The sequence below is a fragment of the Pseudomonas sp. KH_050 genome (assembly GCF_057838875.1).
Map to the genome: position 1 here is coordinate 4,762,037 of NZ_CM174478.1, position 24,995 is coordinate 4,787,031.

Consider the following 24,995-nt stretch of genomic DNA (forward strand, 5'->3'; position numbering starts at 1 on the left):
ATTTTCATTAGCGACTGTCCGAGCAAAAAACAGAGCGTCAAGGGGCTGCGGCCTCAGTCAGCTCGCAATCGCCTCACGCCTGAGCCCCAACCGACTGATCCAGACCGCCAGCAGGATCACCAACCCGCCAAAGAACAACCGCCCCAACTCTTCGTGCTGGTTCCAGATCAGCAAGTTGATCAGCAACCCCACCGGCACATGCAGGTTGTTCATCACTGCCAGCGTCCCGCCATTGACCAGGCAGGCACCCTTGTTCCACCAGTACAAGCCCAATGCCGTCGATACCAGGCCGAGAAATACCAGCACCCCCCATTGCAGCGGTGCTTCGGGCAGGAAATTGCTTTTGCCGAACAGCACAAACGCTGGCAACGCCACCGCCAGTGCGCCCAAATAGAAATAACCGAAGCGCCGGTAATGCGGCAGATCGCTCGGGTAGCGCGCCACCAGATGCTTGTAAAGGACCTGCCCCGCAGCGTAGGTGAAGTTGGCCAGTTGCAGCAGCAAGAACCCCATGAGGAAGTCCGGATTAATCCGGTCGAAGCGAATCACGGCGGCCCCCATCACTGCCACCAGCGCGGCGATCAGTGCCCAGGGATTGAAGCGGCGGTTCAGCGCATCTTCGATCAGGGTCACGTGCAGTGGCGTGAGGATGGTGAACAGCAGCACTTCCGGCACTGTCAGTACGCGAAAGCTCAGGTACAGGCAGACGTAAGTCACGCCGAACTGCAAGGCGCCGATCAGCAGCATCCCGCGCATGAAGGCCGGCTCGACCTGCCGCCAGCGAGTCAGCGGAATGAACACCAACCCGGCCAGCAGCACCCGTACCAGCACCGCGAAGTAGCTGTCGACATGACCGGCCAGGTATTCGCCGATCAAGCTGAAGGAAAACGCCTGAATCAGCGTGACAAAAAGTAGATAGCCCATACGCGCCTCGTTCCGAATGGCGGCGACGATAGCGGTTTTGCCACAGACAGTGAAATCCTGCTCCGTAATGAAGAGCAAAAAAAAGCCCGATCTCGCTAAAGCGTTCAATCGGGCAGCAGCACTCAGGATCAACACGTGCAAAGGGAGGTTCGATGCGCGAACCGGCTTGAACGGATGCGCCAGGTCACTAAAACATCAAGCGATTACCTGGCGATTAACGCCTCAGGCGACCCGGGCCAATTTGGCGTTGGCCTGGTTCAGGCCTTTTTCATGGAAGTCGCCGCCCAGGTTCATACCCTCGGCGTGAATGAACTCGACGTCGTGAATGCCGATGAACGCCATGACCTGACGCAGGTAGGGTTCCTGGTGATCCGCGGGGCCGCCGGCATAGATGCCGCCGCGCGCAGTCAACACATAGGCACGTTTGCCGGTGAGCAGGCCTTGCGGGCCGGTGTCGGTGTACTTGAAGGTCACTCCGGCACGCAGCACATGGTCCAGCCAGGCTTTGAGGGTGCTCGGGATGGCAAAGTTGTACATGGGCGCGGCCATCACCAGCACGTCGGCGGCCAGTAGCTCATCGGTCAACTGGTTGGAGCGTTCAAGCGAAGCGTGTTCGATTTCATTGCGTTGGTCGGCAGGTTTCATCCAGCCGCCCAGCAGGTTGGCGTCCAGGTGCGGCACCGGGTTGAGCGCCAGGTCACGAACGGTAATCTGGTCAGTCGGGTGTGTAGCTTTCCACTGGCTGATGAAGGTTTGGGTCAGTTGGCGTGAAACCGAATCTTGCTGGCGAGCGCTGCTTTCAATGATCAGAACGCGGGACATGGGATGTAGCCTCCATCGGTGAATGCTGTAAGTCGATGGAGTGGAGATTAAACAGTGTCATATCGATGAAAAAGCGCAAATAACTGCTATAACCCATCTATAAATTCGTTTATAAGCGGAGCATGCCCGGCAGCCTGCTCCGCTTTAGCTTATTTGGGTTTGCAGGTGACGGTGAGGTACAGCTTGATGATCTTGCGGTTGAACTTGGCCGAGAGATCAACGCTTTTACCCGCGTCCAGGCTCACTCTGCGGGTCTTGGGGGATTCCGGACCGTTGCGAAATACCACCGAGCAATCGGCCGCGGTGTCGCCGTAGTTGTTGAGCGTAATGGCGCCCAGGTCGTAGTCGGTGGCGTAGGTGGTGTAGTCGATTTTCATCCCGCCGAGGTCTTTCTGCACATCGATCGGATAGGCAAACGCAGTCAGCGGCAACATCACCAGCAGCACACAACAGATTTTTCTCATTCGGCAGTCTCCAGTAAAGACCGCCAGCTTAGGACAAGAGGAGCTCATCTTGAAAGCGCCCCGCGTTACCCTTGATCAATGGCGAACATTGCAGGCCGTGGTCGACCACGGTGGCTTCGCCCAGGCAGCCGAAGCGTTGCACCGGTCACAATCCTCTGTCAGCTATACCGTGGCGCGCATGCAGGACCAGCTCGGCGTGCCGCTATTGCGTATCGACGGCCGCAAAGCCGTGCTGACCGAAGCCGGCGAGGTATTGCTGCGTCGCTCGCGGCAACTGGTCAAACAGGCCAGCCAGCTCGAGGACCTGGCGCACCACATGGAGCAAGGCTGGGAAGCCGAAGTGCGGCTGGTGGTCGACGCGGCCTACCCGAATGCCCGACTGGTGCGCGCCCTCACTGCATTCATGCCGCAAAGCCGCGGCTGTCGCGTGCGCTTGCGCGAAGAAGTGCTGTCCGGGGTCGAAGAAGTGCTGCTCGAAGGCGTTGCCGACCTGGCCATCAGCGGCTTCAATATTCCCGGTTATCTGGGTACGGAAATGAGCGCAGTGGAGTTCGTGGCCGTGGCGCACCCGGAACACTCGCTGCATCGACTGAACCGCGAGTTGAGTTTCCAGGACCTTGAAAGTCAGCTGCAAGTGGTGATCCGCGACTCTGGCCGCCAGCAACCGCGGGACGTCGGCTGGCTCGGCGCCGAACAACGCTGGACCGTCGGCAGCCTGGCCACCGCCTCGGCCTTCGTCGGCAGCGGCCTGGGTTTCGCCTGGTTGCCACGGCACATGATCGAACGCGAACTCAAGGAAGGTCTGCTCAAGCTGCTACCGTTGGACCAGGGAGGCAGTCGTCACCCGACGTTCTATCTGTACTCGAACAAGGACAAACCACTGGGCCCGGCCACGCAGATTCTCATCGAACTGCTGCGCACTTTTGACACCGCGCCGCTGGATGCACCGTTCGCTGCCCCACAACAAGCCTGAAACCCGTTAAACCGAACAAGGAGTTGCGCCATGGCCTATTTCGAACATGAAGGTTGCACCCTGCACTACGAAGAATATGGTCACGGCGAACCCGTGCTGCTGCTTCACGGGCTGGGCTCCAGTTCTCTGGATTGGGAGTATCAGATCCCCGAGCTGGCAGCCCGCTACCGGGTGATCGTCCCGGATGCGCGTGGCCATGGCCGCTCCGACAAGCCCCGCGAGCGCTACAGCATTGCCGGTTTCAGCGCCGACGTGATCGCGTTGATCGAGCACCTGAATCTGGGACCGGCCCATGTGGTCGGGCTGTCCATGGGCGGCATGATTGGTTTTCAACTGGCGGTGGATCAGCCGCAGTTGCTCAAAAGCCTGTGCATCGTCAACAGCGGACCTCAGGTCAAACTGCAGACACCGGATGAGTATTGGCAGTGGTTCAAGCGCTGGAGCCTGATGCAGTTCTTCAGTATGAGCGCCATCGGCGCGGCACTGGGCGCCAGGCTTTTCCCCGAACCGCAGCAAGCCGAGCTGCGCAGTAAAATTGCCCAGCGCTGGGCAAAAAACGACAAACGTGCTTATCTCGCCAGCTTCGATGCCATCATCGGTTGGGGCGTGCAGGAACGACTTTCCCGTGTCACCTGTCCAACCCTGATCGTCAGCGCCGATCGTGATTACACACCGGTTGCGATGAAAGAAGCCTATGTAAAACTGCTGCCCAATGCACGGCTGGTGGTGATCGCCGATTCCCGCCACGCTACGCCGCTGGATCAACCGCAAGCCTTTAACCAAACCCTGCTCGAGTTTCTTACCGCAGTCGACACCACTAAATCAGGAACACTGACCCATGTTTAAAAAAATCGCCCTCGTCGCCGGCTCTGTTCTGTTCGCCGCTAACCTGATGGCCGCCACACCTGCCAAGGCGCCGCACGTTTTGCTGGAGACCACCAACGGTCAAATCGAAATCGAACTGGACCCGGTCAAGGCTCCGATCAGTACCAAAAACTTCCTTGAATACGTCGACAGCGGCTTCTACAACAACACTATTTTCCACCGCGTGATTCCGGGTTTCATGGTGCAGGGCGGCGGTTTCACCACACAAATGCAGCAAAAGGACACCAAGGCTCCGATCAAGAACGAAGCCAGCAACGGCCTGCATAACGTCCGTGGCACACTGTCGATGGCACGCACCTCGAACCCAGATTCGGCCACCAGCCAGTTCTTCATCAACGTCGCCGACAACGCCTTCCTCGACCCGGGTCGTGACGCCGGTTACGCGGTATTCGCCAAAGTCGTAAAAGGCATGGACGTGGTGGACATCATCGTCAACTCCCAGACCACCACCAAAGGCGGCATGCAGAATGTGCCAGTCGACCCGGTGCTGATAAAGTCGGCCAAGCGCATCGACTGAGGTGTGAAGGGAGTTAAGAGCGACTGAGGTCGCTCACATTTGAAAAGGAGAGCCCGCCCTGCGGGCGTCGACCCAATGCTCTATCGTCGTTTTGAACAACTGATCGATATATTCCGCGACGCACCGACGGCGGCTCCGCCGAGCCAGGTTCTCCCCTTCTACCTGTATTACCTGCGCCAGGTCTGGCCGAGTTTTGCCGCACTGCTGGTGGTCGGTCTGGTCGGGGCGCTGATCGAAGTCGCGCTATTCAGTTACTTGAGCCGGATCATCGATCTGACGCAGGGCACGCCAAATGTCGACTTTTTCAAGATGCACGGCACCGAGCTGATCTGGATGACGGTGGTCGCGCTGATCCTGCGCCCGGTTTTCGTCGGCCTGCATGACCTGCTGGTGCACCAGACGATCAGCCCGGGCATGACCAGCATGATTCGCTGGCAGAACCACAGTTACGTACTCAAGCAAAGCCTGAATTTCTTTCAGAACGATTTCGCCGGACGCATCGCCCAACGCATCATGCAGACCGGCAACTCCCTGCGTGACTCCGCCGTACAGGCAGTGGACGCGTTATGGCATGTGCTGATCTATGCCATCAGTTCGCTGGTGCTGTTTGCCGAGGCCGACTGGCGGTTGATGATTCCGCTACTGACCTGGATCGCCTGCTACATCGGCGCGCTGTGCTACTTCGTGCCACGGGTCAAGGAGCGCTCGGTGGTCTCCTCCGACGCCCGCTCGAAGCTCATGGGGCGGATCGTCGACGGCTACACCAACATCACTACCCTCAAGTTGTTCGCCCACACCAACTTCGAACAGCAATACGCCCGCGAGGCCATCGAAGAACAAACGCAGAAATCCCAGCTGGCCGGCCGCGTGGTCACCAGCATGGACGTGCTCATCACCAGCATGAACGGCCTGCTGATCGTCAGCACCACGGGCCTGGCCTTGTGGCTGTGGAGCCAGTCGTTGATCTCGGTCGGCGCCATCGCCCTGGCCACCGGCCTGGTGATCCGTATCGTCAACATGTCCGGCTGGATCATGTGGGTGGTCAACGGCATCTTCGAAAACATCGGCATGGTCCAGGATGGCCTGCAAACCATCGCCCAGCCGGTCAGCGTGACCGACCGCGACCAGGCACAACCCTTGGCTGTGGCCTGCGGCGAAGTGCGGTTTGAACACGTCGACTTTCACTACGGAAAAAAAAGCGGAATCATCGGCGACCTCAACCTGACCATCAAAGCCGGGGAAAAAATCGGCCTGATCGGCCCGTCCGGCGCCGGCAAATCAACCTTGGTCAACCTGCTGCTGCGTCTCTATGACGTGCAAGGCGGACGGATCCTGATCGACGGCCAGAACATCGCCGAGGTCGCCCAGGAAAGCCTGCGCGAACGAATCGGGATGATCACCCAGGACACCTCGCTGCTGCACCGTTCGATCCGCGACAACTTGCTTTACGGCAAGCCCGATGCCACCGACGAAGAGCTTTGGGAAGCGGTGCACAAGGCCCGGGCTGACGAGTTCATCCCGCATCTTTCCGATGCCCAGGGCCGCACCGGCTTCGACGCCCACGTTGGTGAGCGCGGGGTAAAACTCTCCGGCGGGCAACGGCAACGGATCGCGATTGCCCGGGTCCTGCTCAAGGACGCGCCGATCCTGATCATGGACGAAGCCACCTCGGCGCTCGACTCGGAAGTCGAAGCGGCAATCCAGGAAAGCCTGGAAACCCTGATGCAAGGCAAAACGGTGATTGCCATCGCTCACCGGCTCTCGACCATCGCCCGCATGGACCGGCTGGTGGTCCTGGAAAAAGGCCGGATCGCCGAAACCGGCAGCCACGCTGAACTGCTGGCCCATGGCGGTTTGTATGCAAGGTTGTGGCAGCATCAGACCGGAGGGTTTGTCGGGATCGATTGAGCGCCCAAGGCCATCACCCGCCCCCAAAAAACCGCCACAGCCCTTTAACCGCGGGCTCTGGCGTTTTTTTTCGACTGGCACTCCGGAAAAACCCTGCTGTACTGAGGAAAGGTTCTGGAGATGAACCTGTAGTCAAGCTGCAGGATGCATAACGACTATATCGACCCCATCGTCGATCTAAGACAAGGATGCTCTCATGACGCTGTTCAAACGTTCAGCCACTGAGTTGTTAGGTACGTTCTGGCTGGTGTTGGGTGGTTGCGGCAGTGCGGTATTGGCGGCGGCTTTTCCGGAAGTCGGGATCGGCTTGCTTGGGGTGTCGCTGGCGTTTGGTCTCACCGTGCTGACCATGGCTTTTGCCATCGGCCACATTTCCGGATGCCATCTCAACCCCGCAGTCACTGTCGGGCTGGTGGTCGGCGGGCGCTTTCCCGCCAGGGAGCTGCCGGCGTACATCGTCGCCCAAGTCATCGGTGGAATCATCGCCGCCGCCCTGCTGTACTTCATTGCCAGCGGCAAACCCGGTTTCGAACTGGCCAGCGGATTGGCCTCCAACGGTTATGGCGAGCACTCGCCTGGTGGTTATTCAATGGCTGCCGGCTTCGTCTCGGAACTGGTGATGACCGCGATGTTCGTGGTGATCATCCTCGGCTCTACTGACAAACGCGCGCCGGCAGGGCTGGCGCCGATTGCCATTGGCCTGGCGCTGACGTTGATCCACCTGATCTCGATTCCGGTGACCAACACTTCGGTCAACCCGGCCCGCAGTACCGGCCCGGCACTGATCGTCGGCGGTTGGGCGATTCAGCAATTGTGGCTGTTCTGGCTGGCACCAATGCTGGGCGCAGTGATCGGCGGGGCAACCTATCGCTGGTTGGGCAAGGAAAGTGACTAAGCCGTGAAAAAAGGGAGCACTGGGCAGTATCTCAGGACAGCACTGCCCTCACCTACTTAACCTCGAGTAACTTTGTACTGCTAATTGACAAGTGCCGTTCCCGATTCCGACAGATCAAATACATCCCTCCTACTTAAAACCCAAACAACATCACACAAGACAACCAAGTCCGAAACAGCTAAAAAGTAACAGTCGAAACTTCCAGATATAATCCCCCAAACAAAAAACTCGCAACACACCCATCGCCCCCCTAAACTAAAAATCGAGACTTACGCATAAGCGTCAGTATCCCACACACAAAAAAACATCAAGAATATTTACTAATACATAGTATTCAAAGGAATGAAATGAAAAACGTTAAATTGATCGTTGCATCTGCAATTCTAACATCGCTTCTTTATCAAGGAAGTGTACTCGCACAGAACGGTATCGATTTGCTACCCATCTCTTGCGAGCCTGGCTATGTATGGGATCCTATCCGCAAGAAATGCATTCGACCCGCTACCACTGGCGGGTAATGATCCCGTTGAAGCCGAAACTGAAAAACTTTAAACGACCTTTAGTCGCCCGCTAATTCCGGGCACCACTACACGTTAGTCTCTGCCACTTCCACGCTCATGGGTGGGTGGCAGAGCGTCAACTGGGTAAATTACAAACCGTCATACCCTCCGTGCGCCAGCAAATGACTTTTCATACAAGCTCATAACTTGCGCGGTGAGTTTTACTCCCACACCCCGAACACAGTTTTAAAAAACGACCTCGCGCTAATCCCGGACTGCTCACCTCAAGAAACTATTCTTGCTTATAAGGCAGTGCCGTTTTCGCCTCTTCGGCATAAGCCAGGACACCGAGCCGCTCCTGTTGCAGAAAGTCCTTCACCGCCGCCTTCAAGCCGGGATGGCGCAGGTAATGCCAGGAGTGGGTAATGACCGGCTCGAATCCGCGTATCAATTTGTGCTCACCCTGGGCGCCGGCGTCGAAACGCTGAAAACCGTTGGCTATCGCGTAGTCCATGCCTTGATAGAAACAGGTTTCGAAATGCAGGCGGTCGAACTCCGCCAGGCAACCCCAATAACGGCCGTAGAAACTGTCCCCCCCCACTAGACTGAAGGCCATGGCCACCGGTCGTGAACCCTGTTTGGCCAACACCACGCGAATCGCTTCGGGCATGCGCTCGGCCAATAGACTGAAGAATTCCCGGGTCAGATACGGCGCCTGCCGGCGTATGGCGTAGGTATTGGCATAGCAGGCGTAGACGAAGTCCCATTGCGCCTGATCGAGTTGTCGGCCCTCAAGCCATTCGAAGTCGATGCCCTGCCCCGCCACCTGCTCACGTTCCTTGCGCATCTGCTTGCGCTTGCGCGAACTCAGGGCGTCGAGAAAATCCTGAAAATCCCGATACCCGCGATTCCGCCAGTGATACTGGCAACCCACCCGTTGCAGCCAGCCTGGCTGCTCGGCCAGCGCCGCATCGGTGAAGGGGTCGGTGAAATTGATGTGAGCGCTGGAGAGCCCTTCGAATTCCAGATAACCCGGCAGGCTTTTCAGCAACTCGAAACCGTCCTGCACATGGGCAGCCAGCAGTCGCGGACCGCTCACCGGACTGAAGGGCACGGCGGTCAACAGTTTCGGGTAATACTCGATGCCAGCGCGCGCGCAAGCATCGGCCCAGGCGTGGTCGAACACGTATTCGCCATAGGAATGCCATTTACGGTAGCTGGGCAGTGCGGCAATCAGCCGGTCGCCTTCGATGTGCAACAAATGCTCGGGCCGCCAGCCGGAATGCGGGCCGAGGCTGCCGCTGTCTTCCAGGGCACCGAGGAAGGCGTGGCGCAGGAACGGCTGAGCGTCGGGCACCAGGGCATCCCATGCTTGAGGCGCGATGGCGGACAGGCTCTCCAAACGTTGCAGCGGCATCGCATTCCCCGACGATCATGACTCTCAGACCCGCCGAGTATCGCCCATCTCCAGCCCTTGCCGAAATAAAAAAACCCCGCCGAGGCGGGGTCAAAAACAGAGGAGCTTTAACGGATGAAGAAAGAGCTCGTTAAGGTTTTGCTATTTAGAACACGTACTGGGCACGCAGAACGAAGCCGTCACCGCTGTCGTCGCCGGTACGCTGTGCCGGGGTACCATTGCTGGCGGCGGTCGCGTTGGTCACGTTGTCGGTCTTGGACTTGAGGTAAGTCGCGGAGATTTTCACCGCTTCGTTGGCATACCAGTTCACACCCAGGTTGTGAACCTTGACTTCGGCATCGCCGACATCACGGGTCAGGCTGGCGGTGGTGATATTGTCGTCTTCGACGGTCAGGCTGTCGTAGCGATAGAACAGTTCCCAGGCGCCGATGGACTTGTTGGCCGGCTTGATTGCGTCGAACTTGCCGACTTTATAGCCGCGCGATTCACCGGTCAGGGTGTAAGCCGCCTGGGCATAGAAACCACGGCCCTCGATATCTTCAAAGGCGCTGGAATCAGCCCTGGTCTTGCGGGCGATGTATTCACCCTGGAGTGAAGCCGGGCCAAAGGCGAAGGCGGCTTCCAGGCCGACAGCATCGTCGCGGTCATAGGAACCGGCAGGCGAGGAAGAACTGCCGCCCAGCACCGGACGGTTGCCGTTGGTGCCGGCATCGTTGCCGCCGAGGGTTTCGACGCCACGCATGCCCATGCGGGTGCGATAACGTGAATCGAAGGCGGTGTCGGAAACATCGCGGGAAGCGACGTTCACGCCGAAGTGCAATACGCTGCCCGCTTCATGCATCGGCGCGAAGACGAAACGACCGTTGGCCTGCTTGACGCTGTTGCCATCGGTATCGTCGGTGTCCTTGCTGAAGATGCCGGCGGAGGCGTAGAACGAATCAGCGAAGGTGCTGGAGGCTTGCAGGCCCAGACCATTCTGATGGCCGTTCGCCCAATCGATCATGTCGTACGCCACGTTACGCTCTGGCGCGGTGACCCACTTGGAGCTGGTGGCTTTTTCCAGACCGAAGTCCGGGTCGAAACGACCGACCTTGATCGAGACCGGCTTGAAGCCGTTGTAGGCCAGGGAAGCTTCGTCGAAGTAACCGTTGTCGGTGTCACCGGTGTTGTGGGAGAAGTCGTAGCTGATGGTGTACGCCCAATCCGTGTACAGCACGCCGGAGAGTTCCAGGAACGCGCGACGGAAGTAGGCGGCATCGGCGGTGTCACCATTCTTGGTGTAGACACCGTCGAACTGGCTGTAGTCAGCCTGCACTCGGCCACCGAGCTTGAAACTGAACTCTTTGTCGGTCGTTGCGACCTCAAGGCCGCCCTTGGTCTTGACAACGATATCGGCGCCGTCAGAGGTGACAGTGCCAGCGAAAGCCTGGGCGGTAACGGCCAGGGCCAGAGCGCTGGCAGCGAAACCGGCGAAGTGCTTACGGATCATCGAAGAATTCCCCTAATTAATGGTCTTTAACCTGAAAAACACGCGGGATCTGGCCCGCTTGTGTTGGGAGGGAATCTTGGCGATGGGTTATTTCAGCAAAGTTGCTGATATATAAAGATTTGATGACAACGGAACTTTTTACTCCGAATGGAAATAAGGGTGGAGCAGCGGCAAGTTACAAGCTGAAAGCCGCAAGTGAGAGTGCTGAGGAGCTCGGCGAAGATCTGCCGGATATCCACAACCTCTGTAGGAGCTGCCGCAGGCTGCGATCTTTGGCGATTCTGAGGATTGCCCAAATCAGGAATGGTATTTACGGCTTGTTTTTGCGGCGTTCGGCAGCGAGGCGCTCGGCCAGTTCGTCGACGCCCGGAACCGGAGGTTCCGGCATCACCCGCAACGCGGCCTGCATCAGGCGCATCTGCCGGATGAAGCGCCGGCAGTTGGCGCAGAACATCAAATGATGACGCACCATCAATCGCTCGCGAAAGCTCAATTGACCATCGAGATAGTCGCTGGATCGAGCCACTTGTTCCTTGCAGGTCAACATTCGCCGGTTTCCTCAAAATGCTCCACCGCAGCGAAGACTTTCAGCCGTGCCCTATGCAGCAGCACACGAACATTGGAGAGCGAGATATCCAGAAGATTACAGATCTCCTCCAACTCCAGGCCCTGGCGCTCGCGCAGCAGCAACACACTGCTTTGCAGCTCGGGGAGACTGAGCAAGGTGTGTTCCAGGCACTCGCGCAGCTCATTTTCGGTGAGTAGGGCTTCGGGAGTGTCCTCGTGCCAGGCGAACGGCGCCACCAGCCAGTGACCCTCGCCCGAGGCAAACCGCTCATCGCCGATGGTGCCATGGGGCGAGGGCAAATCATCGAGCAGGACTTCCCGACGGTTTTGTTTGTAGCGACTTTTAGCCGAATTGGCGGTGATGGTCAGCAGCCAGGTCTTGAGGCTCGAGCGGCCCTGAAACCCGGACAGATTGCGTACCACCGATAGCCAGGCGTCCTGCACCACTTCATCGGCATGCCGATTGCCGACAATGGCGTAGGCCACGGCGCGCATGGCGCTCTGATAGGTGCTGACCAACTCCTTGTAAGCTCGCTGCTCGCCCGCCAGAAGGCGCTCGAGCAGCGGGGTGTCTTCAGCAACCATTATCGATTCCTCTCGTACCGTATTCAGAAGTTGATATAGCAGGACGTCACCGTAGGTATTGCCCTATTACCCTTTCCGAAAATTACAGTGTCTTGACTGCTTCGAATGCAGGAAGAATCTCCATCGGCCACAGAAAAATACGACAGACGAATTTCCGATCAACGCTTGCGCAAAATCACGCTACCAATCGAGTAACCGGCACCAAAGGAGCTGAGCACCGCCAGCGAGCCGCTCGGCAGATCGTCCTGGTGTTTATGAAAGGCAATCACCGAACCGGCCGAACTGGTGTTGGCATAGCTGTCGAGAATCACCGGCGCCTCTTCTTCCGTGGCTTCGCGGCCGAGGAGCTTTTTGACGATCAGGTGGTTCATGCTGAGGTTGGCCTGATGCAGCCAGAAACGCTTCACGTCGCTGATGTTGAGCGCGTTCTCTTCCAGGTGGGTGGCGATCAGTTCAGCCACCATCGGGCAGACGTCACGGAAGACCTTGCGACCTTCCTGCACGAACAGTTTGTCCGGTGCGCCAACACCCTCTTCGGCTGCACGGTTGAGGAAGCCGAAGTTGTTGCGGATATTGTTGGAGAACTTGGTCAGCAGCTTGGTGCTGACGATATCGAACTGGTACTTCGAAGTCGCCAGATCGGCGCGTTCGATGATCACTGCGGTCGCCGCGTCACCAAAGATGAAGTGGCTGTCGCGGTCGCGGAAGTTCAGGTGACCGGTGCAGACTTCCGGGTTGACCATCAGAATCGCCCGGGCCTGGCCGAGCTGGACGCTATTGGCAGCGGCCTGGATACCGAAGGTCGCCGAGGAGCAGGCGACGTTCATGTCAAAGCCGAAACCTTCAATGCCCAGTGCTTCCTGGACTTCAATGGCAATCGCCGGGTAAGCCCGCTGCAGGTTGGAGCAGGCGACGATGACCCCGTCGATGTCGGCGGCGGTCTTGCCGGCGCGCTGCAAGGCTTGCTCGGCGGCGCCGATGGCCATTTGGCAAAGCACTGACCAGTCGTCATTGGAGCGCTCGGGCAGACGCGGGGTCATGCGCTGCGGATCAAGGATGCCTTCTTTGTCCATGACAAACCGACTTTTGATTCCCGAGGCCTTTTCAATGAAGGCCGCACTGGATTCGGTGAGTGCCTGAACTTCGCCGCGCTCGATGGCCTGAGCGTTATCCGTATTGAACTGCTGCACATAAGCATTGAAAGACTGCACCAGCTCTTCATTGGAGATGCTGTTGGCCGGGGTGTACAGGCCGGTGCCACTGATGACGACGTTATGCATGGTCGTTTCTCTAATCTGTTCAGGCAGAAAGCATTGGCACCGACGTACCAATACATAAAGGGTCTGATCCCATTCAATGGAATGAAACCTTGCGTCGCTTTATTCCGATCCGCTGCCGCCTTGAAGGCTCAAATCCGCGGGGCCGGCGTTTATAACGGCGAAGTTTGCCATAAACGCTGACATTTGGCCCTATTTGCAGGATGCTGCGTCTGCCACAAACTGTAGGAGCTGCCGCAGGCTGCAATCTTTTGACGTTAAAGAGCGAAGATCAAAAGATCGCAGCCTGCGGCAGCCCCTACGGGATTCAGGGTTCAACCTGACTCCATTGCTTGCTCAAGCGTTTGTCGGAGATCGGTACCTTGGTCCCCAGTTGTTGGGCAAACAGCGAAACCCGGTACTCCTCAAGCCACCAACGATACAGCTCCAGCTGCGGATCGCGCTTGCCTTCCTGGGCGTGTTTGCTGGCCCGCGCCTGGTACTGCACCCATAACCCGGCGAGTTCGGTGCTCCAGACCCGGTCCTTCTGGACCTGGCTCGGCAGTTTCTCAAGACGCAACTCGATGGCCTTGAGAAAACGCGGCAGCTCCTTGAACCAGACCGCCGGTGTTTCGCGGACAAAACCCGGATACACCAGCTGACTCAATTGTAGCTTGATGTCATTGAGGGCCACCGCCTGCGCCAGGTCTATCTTGCCCTTGAAGCGTTTTTGCAGTCCGTGCCAAAGCTTGAGCGTCTCCAGGGTCAGTTTCGCCAGGCGCTCGGCGTGCTCGGTCCAGCCGCCACGCTTGCGCTCGGCCAATGAAGCCAGGCCGGCGCCATCGCGCGGCAGACTCGACTCGCCGTCAAGAATGCAGCTGTCGAGGCTGGCCAGCAGAATGTCTTCCACCAGACTGTCGACACGCCCCAGTTCACGGTACAGCAACCCCAGTTCAGTCAGCCCGGGCAACTTGCCGCGAAGGAATTTCGCCGGCTCGGCCAGTTGCTGCATCAACAAACGCTGCAAGGCCCGACGATGCTGGAACTCGGCTTCGGCGGAGGTGGAGAAGCGCCCTTCCTTGACCGTGCCACCCTCTTCCACCAGCGCCGGATAAACCGTCATCGACAGCCCGGCGATCTTCTGTTGGGTCTTTTCGGCCACTGCGGCAAAAACCTTGGCCTCTACCGGCTGCTGGCTTTTCGCGGTTTGCGGCACGGCCAACGCGGCCTGGCTGGCTTCGGCAAAACGCGCGGTCAGTTCGGCGAGGGCGCGACCTTCACCCAGGAACTTGCCCTGGCCGTCGACGATTTCCAGGTTCATCCGCAAATGCCCATCGACCTGCTGAGCCGCTTCGGCCCAGGCGTCGTCGCTGACCCGGGCACCGGTCATGCGCAGCAATTCGCGGCCCAACGCCTGAGGCAGCGAGCCCTCGGCAAAGGTCATGCGTTGCAACGCGGCTTTGACGAAGTCCGGCACCGGCACGAAGTTCTTGCGCAGGGCCTTGGGCAGGTTGCGTACCAGGGCGATGCATTTGATCTCGATCATCCCCGGCACCAGCCATTCCAGACGTTCGGACGGCAGTGCCGGCAACAACGGCGCCGGCACCCGCAAGGTCACGCCATCGCGTGGGTGATTGGGCTCGAAGTGATAACTCAAGGCCAGCGCCAGATCGCCCAGGTGCAAGGTGTCCGGGTAATGCGCGGCGGTGACTTCACTGGCTTCGCGAGCCAGCACGTCGTCTTCGCGCATCACCAGCAACTGCGGGTCTTTCTGGCTGTGGATGCGATACCAGCTGTCGAAAGTCGCGGTCTGGTGGATATCGGCCGGCAACCGCGCATCGTAGAAGGCGAACAGGGTTTCTTCGTCAGCGAGGATGTCGCGGCGGCGGGCCTTGGCTTCCAGTTCGTCGAGTTGTTCCAGCAGTTGCTGGTTGGCAGTCAGGCACTTGGCCCGGGACTGGATTTCCCCACGCACCAGGCCTTCACGAATAAACATTTCACGGGACAGCACCGGTTCGATCGGCCCGTAATGCACCGGCCGCCGACCGACCACGATCAGCCCGAACAAGGTGATCTGCTCGAAGGCCACGACCTGGCCGCGCTTCTTCTCCCAATGGGGCTCGAAGTGGTTTTTCTTGATCAAATGCCCGGCCAGCGGTTCGATCCAGTCCGGCTCGATCTTCGCCACCATTCGTGCATAGAGCTTGGTGGTTTCCACCAGCTCGGCGGTCATCAGCCACTGCGGACGCTTCTTCCCCAGCCCCGAAGAAGGGTGAATCCAGAAACGTCGTTGACGGGCACCGAGGTAATCGCCGTCTTCGGTCTTCTGGCCGATCTGGCTGAGCAAACCGGAGAGCACGGCTTTGTGCAGTTTCGGGTAATCCGCCGGTTCTTTATTGAGGCTCAGCTGCATGTCGCGGCAGATCAGGCACAACTGCCGATGGGAATCACGCCACTCGCGCAAACGCAGGTAGTTGAGGAAATTCTTCCGACACCAATTGCGCAGCGGGCTGGCAGTCAGGGCCTGGCGTTGTTCTTCGAAACCACGCCACAGATTGACCAGCCCGGCGAAATCCGAGTCGACGTCCTTCCACTGCGCGTGGGCCTGATCGGCGGCTTGCTGGCGCTCCGGCGGACGCTCGCGCGGGTCCTGGATCGACATGGCACTGGCGACGATCAAGACTTCCTGCAAGCTGCCCAGTTTTGCGGCTTCGAGCAGCATGCGCCCCATTCGCGGGTCCACCGGCAGGCGCGCCAGTTGCCGGCCGAGCGGAGTCAACTGACTCTCGCGATCCACCGCCGACAGCTCTTGCAGCAGGTTGAAACCATCACTGATGGCCTTGCCGTCCGGCGGCTCGATAAACGGGAAATCGGTGATCTCGCCGAGGCGCAGATGGAGCATCTGCAGGATCACCGCCGCCAGGTTGGTGCGCAGAATTTCCGGGTCGGTAAATTCCGGCCGGCCGAGAAAGTCTTCTTCGGCGTACAAGCGAATGCAGATGCCCGGTTCGACCCGTCCGCAGCGACCTTTACGCTGGTTGGCGCTGGCCTGGGAAATCGCCTCGATCGGCAGGCGCTGAACCTTGGCGCGGTAGCTGTAGCGGCTGATCCGCGCGGTACCACTGTCGATCACGTAGCGAATGCCCGGCACTGTCAGCGAGGTTTCCGCAACGTTGGTCGCCAGCACCACGCGACGCCCCGGGTGAGACTGAAAGATCCGCTGCTGCTCGGCCGGTGACAGCCGTGCGTACAGTGGCAGGATTTCGGTGTGCTTGAGCTGGGCCTTGCGCAGCATGTCGGCGGCGTCGCGAATTTCTCGCTCGCCGGGCAGGAACACCAGCACATCACCGGGGCTACGGCGCTCGCTGCGCTCATAGGCGGCAATTTCATCGAGGGTCGCGAGGATCGCCTGATCCACCGTCAGGTCTTCTTCGACCCGGTTGCCCTCTTCGTCTTGCTCCAGGGTCAGCGGGCGATACCAGGTGTCCACCGGGAAGGTCCGGCCCGAGACTTCGACAATCGGCGCGTTGTTGAAGTGCTTGGAGAAGCGCTCAAGATCAATGGTTGCCGAGGTGATGATGACCTTCAGGTCCGGGCGACGCGGCAGCAGGGTTTTCAGGTAACCGAGCAGGAAGTCGATGTTCAGGCTGCGTTCGTGGGCTTCGTCGACGATGATCGTGTCGTAGCGCTCGAGGTAACGGTCGTTCTGGGTTTCCGCCAGCAGAATACCGTCAGTCATCAGCTTGATCAGGGTGTTGGAATCGCTCTGATCCTCGAAACGCACCTGATAGCCGACCAGCGCGCCCAGTGGCGTAGCCAGTTCTTCCGCGACCCGGCTCGCGACGCTGCGAGCGGCAATACGCCGAGGCTGGGTATGACCGATCAGGCCGTACTGGCCGCGACCGATTTCCAGGCAGATTTTCGGTAACTGTGTGGTTTTACCCGAGCCGGTTTCACCGGCAATGATCAGCACCTGATGCTTGAGCAGCGCCTCTTTGATTTCGTCGCGCTTGGCGGCGATCGGCAGGCTGTCGTCATAGCGAATCAGCGGCAGGCTGGCACGTCGCGCCACCACCCGATCACAGGATGCCTGCGCCCGCCCGACCCACTGCGCCAGCTTGGCCTCGTCGGGTTTCTTGCGCAGCTCAAGCAACTGCCGCCGCAACCTATGGCGGTCGGCGAGCATGGCGTGATCGAGGTTTTTCAGCAGTTGATCGATAGCAGGCGATTGGTCAGTCATCAGGTACGCAAAAGTCGTCTAGTGGTGCAGGGGGCTGATTGTCGCAGATTTGCGCACATGGCGACGAATGCAACCTGCTTTTGTGGCGAGGGAGCAAGCTCCCTCGCCACAATGTCGGTGCGTACCCGTTTACTCGTTATCCAGCCCCTTGCGCCGATACGGGAACACATCGATCACCTTGCCCGCGCGAATCGCCGCTTGCAGGCCTTTCCAGTAATCGGCGTTGTACAGTTCGCCGTGCAGTTCATTGAACAACCGTCGCTGTCCGGCGTCGGCGAACAGGAATGGCGGGAACTCCTCGGGGAACACATCCAGCGGTCCGATCGAATACCACGGTTCCGAAGACATCTCGTCTTCCGGGGTGCGCGGGGCCGGGATGTGGCGGAAGTTGACTTCGGTCAGGAAGCAGATTTCGTCGTAGTCATAGAACACCACCCGGCCGTGACGGGTAACGCCGAAGTTCTTCAGCAGCATGTCGCCGGGGAAGATGTTCGCCGCCGCCAACTGCTTGATCGCCAGCCCGTAATCCTCCAGCGCTTCACGCATCTGCGCGTCGTTGGCGTTTTCCAGGTACATGTTCAACGGCGTCATCCGGCGCTCGGTCCAGCAGTGGCGGATCAACACCGTGTCGCCATTGACCTCCACGGTTTTCGCCGCCACTTCCAACAATTCGGCCAGGCATGCCGGCTCGAACTTGCTCAGGGGGAAACGGAAGTCGGCAAATTCCTGGGTATCGGCCATGCGCCCGACCCGGTCGACGCTTTTTACCAGGCGATACTTTTCAATCACGGTCGCCCGGTCGACGTTCTTCGACGGTGAGAAGCGGTCCTTGATAATTTTGAACACGGTGTTGAAGCCCGGCAGGGTAAACACACTCATGACCATCCCGCGCACACCCGGGGCCATGATGAACTGGTCGTCGGTGTTGGCCAGGTGGTTGATCAACGAACGGTAGAATTCGGACTTGCCGTGCTTGTAGAAACCGATCGAGGTGTACAGCTCGGCAACGTGCTTGCCCGGCAGGATGCGCTTGAGAAAGCCGATGAACTCGGCCGGCACCGGCACGTCGACCATGAAGTACGAACGGGTGAACGAGAAGATGATCGACACATCCGCTTCATCGGTGATCAACGCATCGATCTGAATCCCGCGGCCTTCGCGGTGCAGAAATGGAATCACCAACGGCCATTGCTCGTCGTGGGTATAAATGCGCCCCACCAGGTAGGCGCCCTTGTTGCGGTAGAGCACCGAAGAAAACAACTCGACGCTCAGCTCCGGGTCCTTGCAGACCCAGTCCGGCAGGTTCTCGCGCAACTGCGCTTCGAGCCGGCGCAGGTCACCAGGCAAATCGGCATAAGGCTCGCTGAAGCTGTAGTCGACGAAGATCTGCTCGAGCATGCCCGACAGTACGCCTTCGGGCTTATAGATGCGGGTTTGCGCCGCACGGGCCCGACGCAGGCTCGGCCGGGTGGTATGGATAAACATGCAGCCGTCGCTGATCAGGTCGTGGCTGAACAACCCGCAGAAGGTCGAGTTGTACCAGGTCTCGGACAATTCATCATCGAAACGCAGGTCGATCAGGCTGATGTAGGCGCTTTTCACCAGGGGCCAGAAGCTGACGTCCAGCAGCGCCTCATCATCGAAGGCTGCATGCAGCCGAACGACCACTTCACTGACTTTTTCTTCATAGAGGTTGATCCGCGCCGCCGAGGCGATCTGCGCCTCCTGCCACTGCGCTTGCTCGAACCGCGCCCGGGCGCCGTCGGTGATCTGGCGGAAATGCTCGCGGTAATCGTCGAAGCCATCGAGGATCATTCGGGCAATATCGGTGGCTGGCCATTGCTGCGGCATAGATAAACCTCAAGGGATGGTTCTTGGCATTTAAGGGCTGAGCTTAGAGGCGTAGTGGCCTGTGTGGCTAGTCCCGCAACGCAACCATTGCCATGCGTTACACTTGCGGCCCGATCAAGCAAGGAACAAGCCGTGAACCCCGTCGATATCCTGCGCATGCTGGCGCTTTCCGCCATTTGGGGTGCGAGCTTCCTGTTCATGCGCATCATCGCCCCAGAGATTGGCACTATCCCCACTGCCTTCTTTCGCGTATCGATTGCCGCTGGCGGGTTACTGGTGATCCTGGCGCTGATGCGTATCAGCTGGGATTTTCGTGGCAAGTTCAAGACGGTGTTGCTGCTCGGGGTGATCAACTCGGGGATTCCGGCGACCCTGTACTCGGTGGCCGCCCAGGTGTTGCCTGCGGGCTACTCGGCCATCTTCAACGCGACGACGCCACTGATGGGAGTGCTGATTGGCGGGCTGTTCTTCAGTGAAAAACTCACTCCGGCGAAGATCGCCGGGGTGTGCCTTGGATTGTTCGGGGTCGGCATTCTGACCCGCGCCGGTCCCGTGGCCTTCGACCTGGAACTGCTGATGGGCGCCCTCGCCTGCCTGCTTGCGACCACCTGTTACGGCTTCGCCGGTTTCCTCGCCCGCCGCTGGCTCGATCAGCAAGGCGGGCTCGACAGTCGCCTGTCGGCGCTGGGCAGCATGCTCGGTGCGACGCTGTTTCTATTGCCATTGTTCGGTTACAGCGCCATCAGCCAGCCACCGGCCAACTGGGGTGGCTGGAATGTCTGGTTGTCGCTGCTGGGTTTGGGGCTGGTGTGCACTGCCTTTGCGTACATCTTGTACTTCCGTTTGCTCAGCTCGATCGGTCCGGTCAAATCGATGACCGTGACCTTCATGATCCCGCCGTTCGGCGTGCTCTGGGGTGCGCTGCTCCTCGATGAACCCTTGTCGATGGCGCATGTGTATGGCGGGGTGTTGATCGCCGGGGCGTTGTGGTTGGTGCTCAAGCCGACGGTGGTGAAGGTAACAAGGGTGGTTGCCCGGTAGGCCCTTAAAAGATCGCAGCCTGCGGCAGCTCCTACGCCGATCGCATACACCCGTTATGGATGGGTGTACGCAAAATGCGATCCTGGCAATCTCAATTGCCCAGCAAACTTATTGATAGCCTCAACCAGCCGCGATCCGCACCCGCCGGGCTTTAAGGCCGGCCATCAGCGATGGCCCCAGGGCGACCAGGGCCGAGCCGAGCACCACCAGTATCGCGCCGCCATAACCCAGGCCATTGATCTGCTCGGCGTCCACGTACTCAGGCCAAAGCCAGGCGGCCAGCGCCACCGCGCCGAAGGTCACCAGCGGCGTGATTGCCAGGGTCGCGCTGACCCGCGAAGCCTCCCAATGGGCCAGGGCTTCGGCAAAGGCGCCGTAGGCGATCAGGGTATTCAAGCAGCAACCGAGCAGTAGCCAGCCTTGCAGCGGGCTCAATTGCAACGCCGCAAGCGGATGCACCCAGGGCGTCAGTAATAGCGCGCAAAACAGGTAGATCACCATCATTACCTGAAATGAATTCCAAACTGTAAGCAATTGCTTCTGACCCAGGGCATAAAAGGTCCAGACCGTCGACGCTGCCAGTACCAGCAAGACGCCAGCGGTGTAATCGCTCAGCGAGGTCAACAATTCGATCAACCGCTGATTGAAAAACAGCACGAAGCCGATCAACAGCACCAGCAAGCCGATCCCTTGCCCCAGGCTGAAGCGCTCCTTGAAAACAAACAGACTGCCGATCAACAGCAGGATGGGTCCCACCTGTACCACCAACTGCGCGGTGCCGGCGCTGAGCAGGTTCAGGCCCATCAGGTACAGCACGTAGTTGCCCACCAGCCCGAGGACCGCGATCAACACCAGCCAGCCTCCCTTCGGGCCGAGCACTCGCCAGCCCGGCAAGCGTTTGACCGCCGCCAGATAGAAAAACAGAAAGCCACCGGACACTATCAGCCGATACCAGGTCACCGTAATCGGGTCCATCACCAACAGCACCTGCTTGAGTTTGATCGGCAAGATCCCCCACAGCAGCGAGGTCAGCAAGGCCAGGAACAGGCCATAAACCCAGCGACCGGACGAAATATGCATGCAGACCCCAAAGCCAGACGACGAAAAAACCATTCTAGGCCTGGACGGTCCCGCTACACAGTTACAGTTTGCGACCATCCGCTAACGGGACTGTGCTGGTCGCAAGGTGATATTGGCGATGTGCCACTGATCGGGTCACCGGGCGCGTTCGATAATTCAGACATAGGCTGAGCTGATCGAGGTACCACAATCCTTTCAGGAGATCCCACTATGTTCGGCATGCGCGCACAGGACCCCGCCCCATCCATTCACTTTCGTTGCGGTCGAGTCTGTCGCGTCAATGGGGAGTTGTATTTCACCACTCGGGAAAGGACCCTGGAAGGCCCGTTCAGCAATCAGAATCATGCCGAACAGGAGATTCGGGCTTATATCGAGCGGGTGCAGGCGGCGCGTGCCGGCGAATGATCGCGGTGGTATAAAAGATCGCAGCCTTCGTCAGCTCCTACAGACGGCGGGGTGTCATGCCGTTCCGCAGCCCGTAGGAGCTGCCGCAGGCTGCGATCTTTTCGCCCGCGATACAACACTAGCTACGCACCGCCTCAAACAACCCCGTAGCCCCCATCCCGCCACCCACGCACATGGTCACCACGCCATAACGCAGGTTGCGCCGCTGCAGCTCGCGCACCAGGTGCCCGACCTGGCGCGAGCCGGTCATGCCGAAGGGGTGGCCGATGGAGATCGAGCCGCCGTTGACGTTGTATTTCTCATTGTCGATTTCCAGCCGATTACGGCTGTACAGGCACTGCGAGGCAAAGGCCTCATTGAGCTCCCAGAGATCGATATCGGCCACCTGCAAACCCTTGGCCTTGAGCAATTTGGGCACCGAGAACACCGGGCCGATGCCCATCTCGTCCGGTTCGCAACCGGCGACGGCGAACCCACGGAAAAACGCCCGGGGTTTGAGGCCCAGCTCCAGGGCTTTGTCCAGGCTCATCACCAGGGTCATCGACGCGCCATCGGACAGCTGCGAGGAGTTGCCCGCGGTCACCGAACCGTCTTCAGCAAACACTGGTTTCAATCCGGCCAGGCTTTGCAGGGTGGTGTCCGGACGATTGCATTCATCACGGTCGACGACGCCTTCGAGGATCTGTACCTGGCCGGTGGTTTTGTCTTCGACTGCATAGTTCACCGCCATCGGCACGATTTCATTGTCGAACAACCCGCCAGCCTGGGCCTTGGCCGTGCGCTGCTGACTTTGCAAGGCATAGCGGTCCTGCTCTTCGCGGCTGACGCCATAACGACGAGCGACTATTTCGGCGGTCTGCCCCATGGGAAAGTAAATGCCTGGTACCTGCTCCTTGAGCAGCGGGTTGATCAGGTTGTCGGTATTGACGCTTTTCATGGTCAGGCTGATGGACTCGACGCCACCGGCAATGATGATGTCGCTGCATCCGGAAGCAATCTGGTTGGCGGCAATGGCAATCGCCTGCAAACCCGAAGAGCAGAAACGGTTAAGGGTCATGCCGGCAGTACCGGTGCCCAGTTTCGATAACACCGCGACGTTGCGGCCGATGTTGTAACCCTGGGCAGCTTCATTGGAACCGGCGCCGACGATGCAATCCTCGACGCTGCCCGGGTCGATGCCGTTGCGGGTCAGCAGCGCATTGACGCAATGGGCAGCCATATCATCCGGACGGGTCCGGTTGAACTTGCCACGAAAGGATTTGGCCAGACCTGTGCGCACACTATCGACGATCACCACTTCACGCATGGCATACCTCATTGTTGTTGTCGGTTTAAAGTGGATCGAGCATAAATCCACCCTATTACCGACCGCGACAATCATTCACCCCGCGTATGCGCAACCATCGACTTACGCCTTGTCCTTTTTCGCCTTCCTCTCGTGTTTGTCGGATTTCTCGAAGGCCTCCTCCAGCGCCCGATTGATGGTGCGCAATACTTTGACCCGGGCCCAGCGCTTGTCGTTGGCCTCCACCAGGGTCCAGAGTGAAATCTCGGTACTGGTGCGGTCGACCATGTCGCAGACGGCGGCTTGGTAGTCATCCCACTTCTCGCGGTTGCGCCAGTCTTCCTCGGTGATCTTGAAGCGCTTGAAGGGAATGGCTTCGCGGGACTGGAAACGCTCCATCTGGGTTTGCTTGTCGATGGCCAGCCAGAACTTGACGACAATCACCCCGGCATCGCTGATCTGCTCTTCGAAGTCGTTGATCTCGGCATAAGCGCGCATCCAGTCGGCCCGACTGCAAAAACCTTCGACCCGTTCCACCAGCACCCGGCCATACCAGGAGCGGTCGAACACAGTGAATTTGCCGCGCATTGGAATATGCCGCCAGAACCGCCACAGGTACGGATGGGCGCGTTCTTCTTCAGTCGGCGCGGCAATCGGCATGATGCTGTATTGCCGCGGATCGAGGGCCGCCGCCACGCGGCGGATCGCCCCGCCTTTGCCGGCTGCGTCATTGCCCTCGAACACCGCCACCAAGGCGTGCTTACGCATGCGTTTGTCACGCATCAAGCCGGATAAGCGCGCCTGCTCGGTAATCAGTTGATCTTCGTAGTCGTCTTTGTTCAGATGCCGGGTCAGGTCCAGGCTGCTGATCAGACTCGGTTGATCGTAACTTGAGGGCAGCGGTGCGGCAGACACTGAGTCGGGTTTGATCTTGGGTCGGTTCAGGGCGGCTTGCAGCCCGTCGAGCAAAATCTTGCCTACCGTCAGGCTACGGTAATACGGGTCAACGCCTTCGATCACATGCCAGGGTGCATAGTCGCGGCTGGTACGACGCAGCACCCGCTCGCCGTATTTGACGAACTTGTCGTAGGTTTGCGATTGCTGCCAGTCCAGCGGGCTGATGCGCCAGCTGTGCAACGGATCATCCGCCAGAACCTTGAGGCGATTTTTCATCTGTTTCTTGGACAGGTGAAACCAGAACTTGAAGATAAGCGCGCCTTCATCGCTGAGCATTTTTTCCAGGCGCTCGGCACCACTGATCGCTTGATCCAGCACCGCGTCCTTGAACAGCCCATGAACCCTGGCCTGCAACATCTGGCTGTACCAGTTGCCGAAAAAAATTCCGGTCCGGCCCTTGGCTGGCAGCATCCGCCAGTAGCGCCAGGCCGGTGGTCGAGCGAGCTCTTCATCGGTCTGCTGATCGAAGGTGCGGACCTCGATCAGCCGCGGGTCCATCCATTCGTTGAGCAATTTGACCGTCTCGCCCTTGCCGGCGCCTTCGATTCCGTTAATCAGCACAATGACTGGAAAGCGACCTTGCTCGCGCAGTTCGAACTGCGCTTCGAGCAGGGCCTCACGCAAGGCCGACTCCTCGACCTCGAAGGTTTCCTTGTCGATGGAGTGACCGATTTCAGCGGATTCGAACATGAGCGGCTCCCGTCCAGGATTGAGCAAGACTAGCGGATTGGTTAATGGTGCGGGGGAACAAATCCCTTGGGCCCATTCGGTGCGCCGAAAAGATCGCAGCCTGCGGCAGCTCCTACGGGCTGCGGAACGGCATGACACCCCGCCGTCTGTAGGAGCTGCCGCAGGCTGCGATCTTTTGGGGACCCTGCATAGCCAAGGATTTTCACCGCCCAACCAACACCCAACCTTGCCACAGATCAATCCC

Annotated in this window: 20 protein-coding genes; 7 read left to right on the top strand and 13 right to left on the bottom strand. The window is 59.1% G+C overall.

The window, feature by feature from the left end:
- Window positions 1–57: 57 nt before the first annotated feature.
- The 3 genes from AC3IUA_RS21640 to AC3IUA_RS21650 all read right to left on the bottom strand — a co-directional run bounded on the left by AC3IUA_RS21640 (window position 58) and on the right by AC3IUA_RS21650 (window position 2,210).
- Complete coding sequence (locus tag AC3IUA_RS21640) at window positions 58–924, bottom strand: carboxylate/amino acid/amine transporter (RefSeq protein ID WP_489356945.1); 867 nt, start codon at window positions 922–924, stop codon at window positions 58–60.
- Between the two features lie 222 nt (window positions 925–1,146).
- The gene (locus AC3IUA_RS21645) at window positions 1,147–1,746 is read right to left on the bottom strand and encodes an FMN-dependent NADH-azoreductase (RefSeq protein WP_489356946.1); all 600 of its coding nucleotides are present in this window, start codon (window positions 1,744–1,746) and stop codon (window positions 1,147–1,149) included.
- A gap of 149 nt (window positions 1,747–1,895) precedes the next feature.
- Window positions 1,896–2,210 (bottom strand): 3-phosphoglycerate kinase, encoded by a 315-nt coding sequence (locus AC3IUA_RS21650; RefSeq protein ID WP_489356947.1) that lies wholly within the window; start codon window positions 2,208–2,210, stop codon window positions 1,896–1,898.
- A gap of 49 nt (window positions 2,211–2,259) precedes the next feature.
- Between AC3IUA_RS21650 and AC3IUA_RS21655 the strand changes: the two genes are divergently transcribed.
- The 5 genes from AC3IUA_RS21655 to aqpZ all read left to right on the top strand — a co-directional run bounded on the left by AC3IUA_RS21655 (window position 2,260) and on the right by aqpZ (window position 7,388).
- Window positions 2,260–3,183 carry a PA3225 family LysR-type transcriptional regulator gene (locus AC3IUA_RS21655; RefSeq protein WP_489356948.1) on the top strand — a complete coding sequence of 308 codons (924 nt, stop codon included), beginning with the start codon at window positions 2,260–2,262 and terminating at the stop codon, window positions 3,181–3,183.
- Between the two features lie 30 nt (window positions 3,184–3,213).
- Window positions 3,214–4,029, top strand: a complete 816-nt coding sequence (locus AC3IUA_RS21660; protein WP_489356949.1) for an alpha/beta fold hydrolase — start codon at window positions 3,214–3,216, stop codon at window positions 4,027–4,029.
- The gene (locus tag AC3IUA_RS21665; RefSeq protein ID WP_489356950.1) at window positions 4,022–4,585 is read left to right on the top strand and encodes a peptidylprolyl isomerase; all 564 of its coding nucleotides are present in this window, start codon (window positions 4,022–4,024) and stop codon (window positions 4,583–4,585) included. The genes AC3IUA_RS21660 and AC3IUA_RS21665 overlap by 8 nt, the downstream gene beginning before the upstream one ends.
- 75 nt (window positions 4,586–4,660) lie before the next feature.
- Window positions 4,661–6,493 (top strand): ABC transporter ATP-binding protein, encoded by a 1,833-nt coding sequence (locus AC3IUA_RS21670; RefSeq protein ID WP_489356951.1) that lies wholly within the window; start codon window positions 4,661–4,663, stop codon window positions 6,491–6,493.
- 196 nt (window positions 6,494–6,689) lie between these two features.
- On the top strand, window positions 6,690–7,388 hold the full coding sequence (gene aqpZ / locus AC3IUA_RS21675) for an aquaporin Z (RefSeq protein WP_489356952.1): 699 nt from the start codon (window positions 6,690–6,692) through the stop codon (window positions 7,386–7,388).
- 792 nt (window positions 7,389–8,180) lie between these two features.
- On the opposite strand, the gene AC3IUA_RS21680 is transcribed toward aqpZ, so the two are convergent.
- The 7 genes from AC3IUA_RS21680 to aceK form a co-directional block, all read right to left on the bottom strand.
- A complete protein-coding gene (locus tag AC3IUA_RS21680) occupies window positions 8,181–9,305 on the bottom strand; it encodes a GNAT family N-acetyltransferase (RefSeq protein ID WP_489356953.1) in 1,125 nt (374 codons plus the stop codon).
- A gap of 145 nt (window positions 9,306–9,450) precedes the next feature.
- Window positions 9,451–10,794 carry an OprO/OprP family phosphate-selective porin gene (locus tag AC3IUA_RS21685; protein ID WP_489356954.1) on the bottom strand — a complete coding sequence of 448 codons (1,344 nt, stop codon included), beginning with the start codon at window positions 10,792–10,794 and terminating at the stop codon, window positions 9,451–9,453.
- Window positions 10,795–11,104: 310 nt separating this feature from the next.
- The gene (locus AC3IUA_RS21690) at window positions 11,105–11,341 is read right to left on the bottom strand and encodes an anti-sigma factor family protein (protein ID WP_489356955.1); all 237 of its coding nucleotides are present in this window, start codon (window positions 11,339–11,341) and stop codon (window positions 11,105–11,107) included.
- Complete coding sequence (locus AC3IUA_RS21695; protein WP_489356956.1) at window positions 11,335–11,946, bottom strand: RNA polymerase sigma factor; 612 nt, start codon at window positions 11,944–11,946, stop codon at window positions 11,335–11,337. Before AC3IUA_RS21695 ends, AC3IUA_RS21690 begins: the two co-directional genes overlap by 7 nt.
- A gap of 158 nt (window positions 11,947–12,104) precedes the next feature.
- Complete coding sequence (locus tag AC3IUA_RS21700) at window positions 12,105–13,226, bottom strand: beta-ketoacyl-ACP synthase III (RefSeq protein ID WP_489356957.1); 1,122 nt, start codon at window positions 13,224–13,226, stop codon at window positions 12,105–12,107.
- A 304-nt stretch (window positions 13,227–13,530) separates the two neighbouring features.
- A complete protein-coding gene (gene hrpA, locus AC3IUA_RS21705; RefSeq protein WP_489356958.1) occupies window positions 13,531–17,442 on the bottom strand; it encodes an ATP-dependent RNA helicase HrpA in 3,912 nt (1,303 codons plus the stop codon).
- Window positions 17,443–17,571: 129 nt separating this feature from the next.
- The gene (aceK, locus tag AC3IUA_RS21710) at window positions 17,572–19,293 is read right to left on the bottom strand and encodes a bifunctional isocitrate dehydrogenase kinase/phosphatase (protein ID WP_489356959.1); all 1,722 of its coding nucleotides are present in this window, start codon (window positions 19,291–19,293) and stop codon (window positions 17,572–17,574) included.
- Window positions 19,294–19,425: 132 nt separating this feature from the next.
- Here aceK and AC3IUA_RS21715 point away from each other — a divergent pair, with 132 nt between their 5' ends.
- On the top strand, window positions 19,426–20,334 hold the full coding sequence (locus AC3IUA_RS21715) for a DMT family transporter (protein ID WP_489356960.1): 909 nt from the start codon (window positions 19,426–19,428) through the stop codon (window positions 20,332–20,334).
- A gap of 120 nt (window positions 20,335–20,454) precedes the next feature.
- On the opposite strand, the gene AC3IUA_RS21720 is transcribed toward AC3IUA_RS21715, so the two are convergent.
- Entirely contained in the window at window positions 20,455–21,414 is a 960-nt protein-coding gene (locus AC3IUA_RS21720; protein ID WP_489356961.1) for a DMT family transporter, read from the bottom strand.
- Between the two features lie 210 nt (window positions 21,415–21,624).
- On the opposite strand from AC3IUA_RS21720, the gene AC3IUA_RS21725 reads away from it, so the two are divergent.
- Complete coding sequence (locus AC3IUA_RS21725) at window positions 21,625–21,819, top strand: DUF6316 family protein (protein ID WP_489356962.1); 195 nt, start codon at window positions 21,625–21,627, stop codon at window positions 21,817–21,819.
- Between the two features lie 118 nt (window positions 21,820–21,937).
- On the opposite strand, the gene AC3IUA_RS21730 is transcribed toward AC3IUA_RS21725, so the two are convergent.
- Both AC3IUA_RS21730 and pap read right to left on the bottom strand, forming a co-directional pair.
- Window positions 21,938–23,125 (bottom strand): thiolase family protein, encoded by a 1,188-nt coding sequence (locus AC3IUA_RS21730; protein WP_489356963.1) that lies wholly within the window; start codon window positions 23,123–23,125, stop codon window positions 21,938–21,940.
- Between the two features lie 102 nt (window positions 23,126–23,227).
- Window positions 23,228–24,751 carry a polyphosphate:AMP phosphotransferase gene (gene pap / locus AC3IUA_RS21735; protein WP_489356964.1) on the bottom strand — a complete coding sequence of 508 codons (1,524 nt, stop codon included), beginning with the start codon at window positions 24,749–24,751 and terminating at the stop codon, window positions 23,228–23,230.
- Between the last annotated feature and the right edge of the window lie 244 nt (window positions 24,752–24,995).

Bases quoted from the DNA above. Each gene is read 5' to 3' on its own strand.
- AC3IUA_RS21700 (WP_489356957.1), bottom strand. From the start codon at position 13,226: ATGCATAACGTCGTCATCAGTGGCACCGGCCTGTACACCCCGGCCAAC.
- AC3IUA_RS21690 (WP_489356955.1), bottom strand. From the start codon at position 11,341: ATGTTGACCTGCAAGGAACAAGTGGCTCGATCCAGCGACTATCTCGAT.
- AC3IUA_RS21660 (WP_489356949.1), top strand. From the start codon at position 3,214: ATGGCCTATTTCGAACATGAAGGTTGCACCCTGCACTACGAAGAATAT.
- pap (WP_489356964.1), bottom strand. From the start codon at position 24,751: ATGTTCGAATCCGCTGAAATCGGTCACTCCATCGACAAGGAAACCTTC.
- aceK (WP_489356959.1), bottom strand. From the start codon at position 19,293: ATGCCGCAGCAATGGCCAGCCACCGATATTGCCCGAATGATCCTCGAT.
- AC3IUA_RS21665 (WP_489356950.1), top strand. From the start codon at position 4,022: ATGTTTAAAAAAATCGCCCTCGTCGCCGGCTCTGTTCTGTTCGCCGCT.
- AC3IUA_RS21730 (WP_489356963.1), bottom strand. From the start codon at position 23,125: ATGCGTGAAGTGGTGATCGTCGATAGTGTGCGCACAGGTCTGGCCAAA.
- AC3IUA_RS21725 (WP_489356962.1), top strand. From the start codon at position 21,625: ATGTTCGGCATGCGCGCACAGGACCCCGCCCCATCCATTCACTTTCGT.
- AC3IUA_RS21650 (WP_489356947.1), bottom strand. From the start codon at position 2,210: ATGAGAAAAATCTGTTGTGTGCTGCTGGTGATGTTGCCGCTGACTGCG.
- AC3IUA_RS21680 (WP_489356953.1), bottom strand. From the start codon at position 9,305: ATGCCGCTGCAACGTTTGGAGAGCCTGTCCGCCATCGCGCCTCAAGCA.
- aqpZ (WP_489356952.1), top strand. From the start codon at position 6,690: ATGACGCTGTTCAAACGTTCAGCCACTGAGTTGTTAGGTACGTTCTGG.
- AC3IUA_RS21720 (WP_489356961.1), bottom strand. From the start codon at position 21,414: ATGCATATTTCGTCCGGTCGCTGGGTTTATGGCCTGTTCCTGGCCTTG.
- hrpA (WP_489356958.1), bottom strand. From the start codon at position 17,442: ATGACTGACCAATCGCCTGCTATCGATCAACTGCTGAAAAACCTCGAT.
- AC3IUA_RS21640 (WP_489356945.1), bottom strand. From the start codon at position 924: ATGGGCTATCTACTTTTTGTCACGCTGATTCAGGCGTTTTCCTTCAGC.
- AC3IUA_RS21670 (WP_489356951.1), top strand. From the start codon at position 4,661: ATGCTCTATCGTCGTTTTGAACAACTGATCGATATATTCCGCGACGCA.
- AC3IUA_RS21695 (WP_489356956.1), bottom strand. From the start codon at position 11,946: ATGGTTGCTGAAGACACCCCGCTGCTCGAGCGCCTTCTGGCGGGCGAG.
- AC3IUA_RS21645 (WP_489356946.1), bottom strand. From the start codon at position 1,746: ATGTCCCGCGTTCTGATCATTGAAAGCAGCGCTCGCCAGCAAGATTCG.
- AC3IUA_RS21685 (WP_489356954.1), bottom strand. From the start codon at position 10,794: ATGATCCGTAAGCACTTCGCCGGTTTCGCTGCCAGCGCTCTGGCCCTG.